The 8896-nt window shown below is 71.0% G+C and carries 10 protein-coding genes; 4 read left to right on the forward strand and 6 right to left on the reverse strand.

Features of this window, described 5'->3' with window-relative positions:
- Nucleotides 1-51 precede the first annotated feature (51 nt).
- Together DKT68_RS29500 and DKT68_RS29505 are read left to right on the forward strand one after the other, a co-directional pair.
- Complete coding sequence (locus DKT68_RS29500) at nucleotides 52-1317, forward strand: MFS transporter (RefSeq protein ID WP_109820649.1); 1266 nt, start codon at nucleotides 52-54, stop codon at nucleotides 1315-1317.
- Nucleotides 1318-1390: 73 nt separating this feature from the next.
- Nucleotides 1391-2284, forward strand: coding sequence for an aldo/keto reductase (locus DKT68_RS29505; protein WP_109820650.1), 894 nt, complete (start codon nucleotides 1391-1393; stop codon nucleotides 2282-2284).
- A 63-nt stretch (nucleotides 2285-2347) separates the two neighbouring features.
- On the opposite strand, the gene DKT68_RS29510 is transcribed toward DKT68_RS29505, so the two are convergent.
- The 6 genes from DKT68_RS29510 to DKT68_RS29530 all read right to left on the reverse strand — a co-directional run bounded on the left by DKT68_RS29510 (nucleotide 2348) and on the right by DKT68_RS29530 (nucleotide 7670).
- Nucleotides 2348-3022 carry a hypothetical protein gene (locus DKT68_RS29510; protein ID WP_109820651.1) on the reverse strand — a complete coding sequence of 225 codons (675 nt, stop codon included), beginning with the start codon at nucleotides 3020-3022 and terminating at the stop codon, nucleotides 2348-2350.
- Nucleotides 3023-3060: 38 nt separating this feature from the next.
- A complete protein-coding gene (locus DKT68_RS29515; protein WP_109820652.1) occupies nucleotides 3061-3585 on the reverse strand; it encodes a hypothetical protein in 525 nt (174 codons plus the stop codon).
- Nucleotides 3586-3788: 203 nt separating this feature from the next.
- Nucleotides 3789-3935 (reverse strand): hypothetical protein, encoded by a 147-nt coding sequence (locus DKT68_RS31290; RefSeq protein ID WP_161556713.1) that lies wholly within the window; start codon nucleotides 3933-3935, stop codon nucleotides 3789-3791.
- Between the two features lie 104 nt (nucleotides 3936-4039).
- Nucleotides 4040-6148: a xanthine dehydrogenase family protein molybdopterin-binding subunit gene (locus DKT68_RS29520; protein ID WP_109820653.1), complete on the reverse strand. Its 2109-nt coding sequence runs from the start codon at nucleotides 6146-6148 to the stop codon at nucleotides 4040-4042.
- Complete coding sequence (locus DKT68_RS29525; protein WP_109820654.1) at nucleotides 6145-7134, reverse strand: FAD binding domain-containing protein; 990 nt, start codon at nucleotides 7132-7134, stop codon at nucleotides 6145-6147. The genes DKT68_RS29520 and DKT68_RS29525 overlap by 4 nt, the downstream gene beginning before the upstream one ends.
- The gene (locus tag DKT68_RS29530) at nucleotides 7131-7670 is read right to left on the reverse strand and encodes a 2Fe-2S iron-sulfur cluster-binding protein (protein ID WP_109820655.1); all 540 of its coding nucleotides are present in this window, start codon (nucleotides 7668-7670) and stop codon (nucleotides 7131-7133) included. Before DKT68_RS29530 ends, DKT68_RS29525 begins: the two co-directional genes overlap by 4 nt.
- A gap of 303 nt (nucleotides 7671-7973) precedes the next feature.
- On the opposite strand from DKT68_RS29530, the gene DKT68_RS32280 reads away from it, so the two are divergent.
- Together DKT68_RS32280 and DKT68_RS29540 are read left to right on the forward strand one after the other, a co-directional pair.
- Nucleotides 7974-8384 (forward strand): aldo/keto reductase, encoded by a 411-nt coding sequence (locus tag DKT68_RS32280; protein WP_236647132.1) that lies wholly within the window; start codon nucleotides 7974-7976, stop codon nucleotides 8382-8384.
- Between the two features lie 347 nt (nucleotides 8385-8731).
- A partial coding sequence (locus DKT68_RS29540; protein WP_146218450.1) for a helix-turn-helix domain-containing protein occupies nucleotides 8732-8896 on the forward strand: 165 nt, incomplete at its 3' end.

The raw sequence follows: 8896 nt of genomic DNA on the forward strand, positions 1-8896 counted from the left end.
CAGGTGTGCGATCGTGCGAGGAGATCACCCCGAGGAAGAGGAACCGCCCCCGTGAGCGCCGCCACCAGTCCGCCCGTCCCCCCGGCCATCGCCCCGGCGCCCTCGCGGGCCGTGCGGACCGCCCGCAACGGCGTCGCCGTCGTCTTCACCCTCAACGGGCTGGCGGTCGGCAGCTGGTTCTCCCGTGTGCCGGCGGTCCGCGAGGCGTTGGACCTCTCCGCCGGCCGGCTCGGGCTGCTGCTGCTCGCGATGAGTGTCGGCGCGCTGCTCGCCATGCCCACCTCCGGCCTGCTCGCCCAGCGCCTCGGCGCCGCCCGCACCGTGACGCTGGCCACCGTGCTGGTCGCGGTCGGCCTGACCGTCGCCGGGTTGGGCGCCACCGTGGCGGGGTCGGTCGTCGTCGTCGCGGTGGGCCTGGTCGCCTTCGGCTACGGCTCCGGCGCCTGCGACGTGGCGATGAACGTCGAGGGCGCGGCGGTGGAGCGGCGGCTGGGGCGTACCGTCATGCCCCGTTTCCACGCGGCGTGGAGCCTCGGTTCGGTGGCGGGCGCGGCGCTGGGGGCCGGGGCGGCCCGCTTCGACCTGCCGGTCGGCGCGCATCTCGCCGCGGTGGCGGTGGTGGTGCTGGCCGGCACCGTGCTTGGCGCCCGGGCGTTCCTGCCCCAGCCGGCCGGGGACGGGTTGGACGGGACGACGGACGCCAGCCCGGGTGCCCGCCGCCGGGCCCAGCTCGCTGCCTGGCGGGAGCCGCGCACCCTGCTGATCGGGCTCTTCGTGCTGGTGGCGGCGTTCACGGAGGGCAGCGCCAACGACTGGCTGGCGGTGGCCTTCGTCGACGGCCGCGACCTGAGCGAGGCGGCCGGCGCCGCGGTGTTCGGCGTCTTCGTCGTCGGCATGACCCTCGGGCGCACCGCCGGCACGGTCGCGCTGGACCGGTGGGGTCGGGTGCCGGTGCTCACCGGTACCGTCCTGCTCGCCGCGTTCGGCGCGGGCCTGGCCGTGCTCGCCGGCTCGGGGCCGTTGGCCATCATCGGCGTCGCGCTCTGGGGGCTCGGGGCGTCGCTGGGCTTCCCGGTCGGGATGAGCGCGGCGGCCGACGAGGAGGCGCACGCGCCCGTCCGGGTCAGCGTGGTCGCGGTGATCGGCTACACCGCGTTCCTGGCCGGGCCACCGCTGCTGGGGTTGCTCGGTGACCGGGTCGGCATCCTGCACGCGCTGCTGGTGGTGCCGTTGCTGCTGGTGCCGACGTTGGCGCTGGTGCCGGTGCTGCGCCCTCCGCGGACGGTCGAAGCTGCCCCTCCAGCCCAGAAAAACTAACCCGGAACGCCGCCGAGCGGTATCGGGCGCGCGGCCGACTGCGCCGCGGGCCCGAGGTCGTTACGGTCGCCCGATGCCAACCGACTCGATCTCCGCCGCCGCGGCGGGCAGCTGGACCCTTGGCGACCGCACCGTGCGCCGAATGGGCTTCGGCTCCATGCGGATCACCGCGAACCCGGACCGCGACCGGGCCGTCGCGCTGCTGCGCCGGGCCGTGGAGCTGGGTGTCAACCACATCGACACGGCGGCCTTCTACGTCTCGCCCGGCGGGACCCTGCGGGTGGGCACCGGCCCGGCGCGGTACGCCACCGAGCTGATCCGGGCGGCGCTCGCCCCGTACCCCGAGGATCTGGTGATCGTCACCAAGGTCGGCTTCGGGTACGACCCGGTGAGCGGCTTCACCGAAGCGCTCACCCCGGCACAGTTGCGTGCCCAGGTGGAGGAGAACCTGCGTCGGCTCGGTCTGGACCACCTGGACGTGGTGAACCTGCGGCTCGGCCGGCCGGGCCCGGTGCCGCTGGCCGAGCGGTTCGGCGCCCTGGCCGAGCTGCGTGCCGCCGGGCTGATCCGGCACCTCGGGCTCTCCAACGTCCGGCCCGAGCGGCTGGAGGAGGTGACGGACATCGCGCCGGTGGTCTGCGTGCAGAACAACTACGGGCTGGACGCCTACCGGGAGCAGGACGACTTCGTCCGGGCCTGCGGCGAGCGGGGGATCGCCTTCGTGCCGTTCTTCGCACTGGCCGGCGCCGGGCGGGAGGCGGGCGCGAGCGCCGAGCAGGGCGAGGCCGTGCAGGCCGTCGCCCGTGCCCACGGCGTCACCCCGCAGCAGGTACGCCTGGCCTGGACGCTGCACCAGGGGCCGCACGTGCTGGCCATCCCCGGCACCGGTGACCCGGCGCACCTCGAGGCGAACGTCGCCGCCGCCTCCCTCCGCCTGACTCCGGAGGACCTGACCCGCCTGGCTTGACCCCGTCCGCTCCTGTCGGTCATGAGCCTGGCGTCCCCGGCGCCGGTGCGTCGTGCCGCCTGATCAATGGGACTGGTCCCGCAGCCAGACCCGGAGGGGGCCCGTCGGGGCGAAACCCGCCCCCAGGGTGGCGGCGAGGTCCGGGCCGGATTCGTAGCCGACCAGCGGTACCGGGGGCAGGGTGGCGAGCACGCCGTGCCAGATCTCCGCGGGGTCGCCGGTGCCGGCGAACACGTTGGAGACCCCGTACACCCCGTCGCCGCTGACCACCGCGCCGCCGACGACCGCGCCCCGCTCGTCGTACCGGGCCAGCACCCGCACGCGCGGGTCGGCCAGCAGCGCCGGGCGGAACAGCTCCCCGCCGCCGTGCGCCGCCGCCCAGGCGGCCAGCCGTTCCGGGGTGGTGACCGGGGCGAGTGGCGGGCCGGAGGGCTGGCCCGCCGGGGGCCGGCTGATCCACTGCGCGTCGAAGAGCACCCGGAAGCCGAACCCGGACAGGTCCAGGTCGGCGAAGCTGTCCTTCACCGAGGCGCCGGGGCCGGCGTCGATCCGGGCCAGCAGGGCGTCGGCGTCGACGCCGGGGCGCAGGGTGACCGCGTCCGGGTACCAGGGTGGGGACCGCCGGGGGACCGACCAGGCGTCGGCGTCGGTACGGCCGCCCAGCCCGTGGCTGTCACAGACGATGTCGCACCACTCGGCGTTGTTGCGGGCCGCCGCCCCTCGCACGTCCTCGGGCACGTCACGCAGCCTAGGTTGGCGTGACGTGCCCGAGGCGGTCAGGGCAGCCGGTCGGCGTAGACCAGGTCCATCGTGTCGGTACGCCCGGACCAGCGGAGTTCGAGGTGCCAGCAACCTGCCCGCGGCATGTCGATGATCGAGGGACCGGGACCGCCGGCGACCTCCCGGGTGACCCTGGTGTCGGTGCCGTCCAGCGTCGCGGTGATCGCCAGGGTGGCCGGGGACGTCGAGTCGGACGGGGTCGAGGCGGGACGCGACACCCAGAGGATCTTGTTGTTCGACCCGTTCTGGCGGACCTGCGCCAACGGGTGGGCGAACAGCACCGCCACGATGTCGCCCTTCGCGCCGAAGACGTGCGGGACGCGGGCGTCCCCGCTGAAGCCGGCGTCCGCCCAGTCGGGCAGCGACCCCGTCCCGACCGGCGAGCCGCAGCCCGTCGCGGCGTTCGCCGAAACCGTGGCGATCGGAGCGTCGGCCGGCGTCGCTGACCGGCCGGCGCTCGTGCACCCCGCCAGCAGGACCACCACCATCGAACCCACCACGGACCTGCCCCATGAACCCATCTCGCCCTCCCCGACAAGCGTTGGTCGCGTCCTGCGTTGGTTACGTCGCACCATCACGACACCGTTCGGGCTCCTGAGGTTCCCCACGCGCGCTGCGTCGGTTGCATATGGCCACTAGTACGGCAGCCGCCGTTTGAGACGTCGCTGGTGGGGTGGGGTAGGCGAGGTGCGGCCATCGCGCGATCGTCTGTCTACTGTGGACATCACTTCGGATCTGGTGGTGGCCGCGTTCCACAGCGGCGGAGCAGGCCGGGCACGTCCGGCCGGATGCTGGTCGTCGACGCCGTGCGGAAGCCCGGTGGGATGAGCGAGTCGACGTTGACGTTGACGTGCTCCGTCGGTACCACCAAGCCCACAGATCGGGCGGCAGTGGCCGGCTGCTGATTCGGCGGTCCCGCTGCCGACCCTACGGCCGGCTCCTGCCCGAGGTGGCCTCGGTCGTCATCTGGCGTCTCTAGCCCGGGAGAAGCTTGTCCAGGGTGATCGGCAGGTCCCGGATCCGGATGCCGGTGGCGTGGTAGACGGCGTTCGCGATCGCCGCGGCTACTCCGACGATGCCGATCTCACCGACGCCCTTGGTACCCATCGGGTTGACGTACGGGTCATCCTCCTCGATCCAGTGCACCTCGACGGCGCCGATGTCGGCGTTGCTGCTGATGTGGTACTGAGCGAGGTCGTGGTTGACCACGTGACCGAACCGGAGATCGAGAACGCTCTGCTCGTGCAGCGACATGGACAGACCCCAGGCCATCCCACCGAGCAGTTGCGAACGGGCGGTCTTCGGGTTGACGATTCGGCCGCAGGCAAACACTCCCAGTTGTCGGGGTACTCGTATCTCGCCGGTTTCCTCGTGTACGCGCACCTCGGCGAACTGCGCGCCGAAGCTGTGCATCGCGTACTGCTTGAGATACTCGTTCTCCGGCGTGTCGGCGGTGATTTCCAGGCCATCGGCCGGCACCGTACCGCCGTGCTCGGTGGCCAGCCGTTGGCGTAGCTGATCGGCGGCTGCGCAGATCGCCGCGCCCCAGCTGGTGATCCCTGCCGACGCACCTTCCTCGGCCGCCGGAGGGTACGCGGTGTCACCGAGGCGCAGGTCGATCTGTTCGACGTCGGCCTGCAACGCGTCGGCGGCGACCTGGGTCAGTGCGGTCCGGGTTCCGGTGCCAATGTCGACGGCCGCAATCAGCACGGCATACCGGCCGTTCGCGTCGGCCCGGATCGTCGCCTTTGATCCGGGCAGACGGAGCACCGGGTATGTCGCGGCTGCGACCCCGGTGCCGATCAGCCAGCCCCCCTCCCGGCGCGCCCGCGGGGTGGGGTCGCGCCGCTCCCAGCCGAAGCGGCGGGCGCCTTCGCGGAGGCAGGTGACCAGGTTCCGGCTGGAGAACGGCAGGTGGAAATGGGGGTGCGTATCCGGCTCGTTGCGGATCCGCAGCTCGATCGGGTCCAGGCCGCAGGCGATGGCCAGCTCGTCCATAGCCGACTCGAGCGCGAACATGCCGGACGCCTCCCCGGGCGCCCGCATGATCGTCGGTGTCGGTACGTCCAGCTCGGCCACCCACTGCTGGGTACCGCGGTTCGGCGCGGCGTACATGCTCGGGGTTGCTCTGGTGCTGTGCTCGGCAAACTCCTTGAGCTTCGAGGTCTGCTCGATCGAGCGGTGGTCGATCGCGGTCAGCCGACCATCGCTACCGGCGCCCAGCCGCACCCGCTGAATCGTCGGCGGCCGGTAGCCGGTCAGAGAGAACGTCTGCTGCCGAGTGAGCGCGAACTTCACCGGTCGGCCCGGAACGGACCGGGCGGCCATCGCGGCGAGTACGACATCGGCACGCGGATAGACCTTCGACCCGAACGCGCCGCCGACGTGTGGCGATATCACCCGTACCTGGCTGGGATCTAGCCGGAACGCCTGAGCCACCCCGGCCTGTATCCCGGTCACCCCCTGGGTCGACAGGTGCAGGGTGAACCCCTCCTCGGTCCAACAGGCGATCGTCGTGTGCGGCTCCAGCGCGTTGTGGGTATACCAGGGGGTGCTGTAGACCTCATCCACGCGGACGGCCGCGGAGGCCATCGCGGCATCGACGTCACCCTCAGCGGTGTCCATCGGGAAGAGCGGCAGCACCTCATTCGGCACCCGCAGGTGCTCCCGGTGGCCCGGCACCTCGGCTCGGAGGTCGACGTTGTGGGTTCGCCCCTCGTAGTCCACACGCACCAGACTGGCGGCGTGCCGGGCGATTTCCGAGGTCTCCGCGATCACCGCGGCGACGATCTGGCCTCGGAAGGCGACCTCGTCGGACTGCAGGACGCGCAGCTCACCGTCTTCGGTGCTGAGCCGAGGAGCGTTGTGGTACGTGAGCACAGCCAGCACGCCCGGCTGGGCGCTCGCCTGGCTGCGATCGATCCCGGTTATCCGGCCGACGGCGACGGTGCTCTGCACCGGGAACAGGTAGGCCGGGTGGTCGACCGGGTGCTCGAACGCGTACCGGGCCAGACCGCGTACCTTATCGGCGCCGTCGAGCCTGTCCAACGCCTGCCCCATGGCCCGGGGAGTGATCGTACTCATCGTGGTCCTTCAAGGAGATCCAGCAGCGTACGCACCATCGTGTTGCGGGCCAACGGAACCTTGAAGGCATTGCCCGCCAACGGTCGGGCGTCGGCAAGTTCGGCCTCGGCGGCCCGACGGAACTGATCCTCGCCGGCCGGTCCGCCGCGCAACAACTCCTCGGCCTTGATCGCCCGCCACGGCTTGTGCGCCACCCCGCCGAATGCGATTCGCACGTCACGCACGACGCCATCCACCACGTCGATCGCGGCGGCTACCGTGACCAGCGCGAACGCGTACGACGCCCGGTCTCGGATCTTGCGGAAGTACGAGCAGGCAGCGAATGCCAACGGTGGCAAATCGATAGCGGTAATCAACTCACCGTGTCGAAGCACGGTGTCGCGCTGCGGTTCCGCCCCGGGTAGCCGGTGCAGCTCGGTCATCGGGATCACCCGCTCCCCGTCCGGCCCCTCGGTGCGCACCACTGCGTCCAGCGCGACGAGCGCGACCGCCAGGTCCGACGGATGGGTCGCGACACACTCCGGCGAGGTCCCGAGGATGGCGAGGTCGCGATGGTGCCCCTCGATGGCGGAGCAGCCAGTCCCCGGTTCGCGTTTGTTGCACGGTGTCGTGACATCTTGGAAGTACGGGCAGCGGGTGCGCTGCAAAAGGTTTCCGGCAGCGGTGGCGAGATTGCGTAGTTGGCCCGACGCACCGGACAGCAGGGCCTGGGAGAGCATCGGGTAGCGTCGGCGAATCAGCGGGTCGGCGGCGAGTTGGCTATTGGAAACACCGGCACCGATTCGTACCCCGCCGTTGGACAACTCCTCGACCCTGTCGGAGGTCAGCCGCCGTACGTCGACCAGGAGGTCCGGCCGCGCAACGTCGAGCTTCATGAGGTCCACCAGGTTGGTCCCCCCGCCGAGGAAAGCGCCGTGCGGCGCCTCGGCGAGCAGTGCGACGGCGCCAGACGTCGTGCTGGCGCGCTCGTAGCGGAACGTCCTCATCCCCGGGCCACTTCCTGGATCGCCGGCACGATATTGGCGTACGCCGCGCAGCGGCACAGGTTCCCACTCATCCGCTCGCGGACCTCATCGTCGGTCAAGATCCCCACCGTCGGGCCGTCACTCCCGCCGCTGCCCCCATCGGCAGGCTGACCTGCGGTCACCGCACTCGGCCAGCCGGCCTCGGCCTCACGCAGCATGCCGACCGCCGAAACGATCTGACCCGGGGTGCAGTAGCCGCACTGGAATGCGTCGTGGCGGATGAAGGCGCTCTGCAGCGGATGCAACTCACCGTCCGACGCCAGCCCGGCCGCCGTCACGATCTCGGCCCCGTCGTGCGCCACCGCGAGGGCGAGACAACTATTGACCCGTTGGCCATCGAGCAACACAGTGCACGCACCACACTGCCCGTGGTCGCAGCCCTTCTTGGCGCTGGTGTTGCCCAGCCGCTCCCGCAACGCATCAAGCAGCGTGGTGCGCACATCCACGGTTAGCCGATGCGAGGTCCCGTCCACGCGGAAGGTGACTTCTGCTTCCATATTCGACCGCCTCCGGCGAGTCCGACCAGTTCGGTAACCTCACACTATCCGGTTCGTCCCGTTCTGTTCAGAAACATGAGGATGTTGGGTCCTCTGTCGCCGCCGTCCAGTTCGGGTGATCCCGTACGTGTCGGGTCCCCGGGCGGTCTCGGCTGGCGCCCGGTCCATCGCGGTCGAAGTGGCCGGGGGCCGTTGTCCTCCGCCATGCCGCTACGACGGCCGCGGCGTCTCGGGGTTCGGGGCGCCCAACGGCCGCGAGCGGACCGGCGGCAGCCAGGGGCGGCTTTTCGCGTTCAGGGCACGGTGCCGCGCTTCCAGGGCGAGAACCTGCGGGCGAATCTCGCTCTGGTTGACGCACTTGGGCAGGTCGCCCAGTCGATCGACGCCACCGTCGCGCAGGTCGCGATCGCCTGGGTCGCGTCACGCGGACCGGACCTCGTGCCACTGGTCGGTGCGCGCAGCCGCGACCGGCTCGCCGAATCGGTAGCCGCAGCTGACCTCGTTCTGAACGAACATCACCTCGCCGCGATCGAAGCCGCTGTTCCCGCCGGATCAGCCGCCGGCAACCGCTATCCCTCCCAACACATGGCCAAGCTCGACAGCGAGCGTGACCACAGGTACCACGAGAGGAGGACGACAAGAATGTTCAAGGTAGTCGCCATCACCGGCGCGGGTACCGGAATGGGTAGGCTCACCGCACGTAACCTTCGCTGACCTGCTGCCCACCGGGCCCGCAGTGGCGGATGGGCTCAACCTGGACCGTCCTGCCAATTCGCAAGCGCGGTGCGGAGAACGCGGCGTCCACGGTTTACGCTGCGCGGCCACCGCCAGATCTGAAGTCCTGTCCACCACGGACAGACGATCACGCGGTGGCCCCCGCACCTCGTCTACCCGACCCCACCAGCACCATCTCAAACGGCGGCTGCCGTGCTAGGTGTACTGCCCAGGCACGTTGGTTGAGGTCGTGTGACGACACGACCTAACGGATCTTGATCAGTGAGGACCTCCTGTCGTGGAGTGGAGCTGCTGAAGGCGACCACACCACAGACCAGGAGGTCCTCGTGTCTCACGCTAACGCAGCGCTGACTCCACGTGCTCGGCTGCGTCTGGCCAAACTCGTCGTGGACCAGGGCTGGCCCGTCGCGCGGGCGGCCGAACGCTACGACGTGTCATGGCAGACCGCGAAGCGGTGGGCCGACCGCTACCGGTTGGCCGGCGAGGCCGGC

The organism is Micromonospora acroterricola (assembly GCF_003172955.1).
Lineage (GTDB): Bacteria > Actinomycetota > Actinomycetes > Mycobacteriales > Micromonosporaceae > Micromonospora > Micromonospora acroterricola.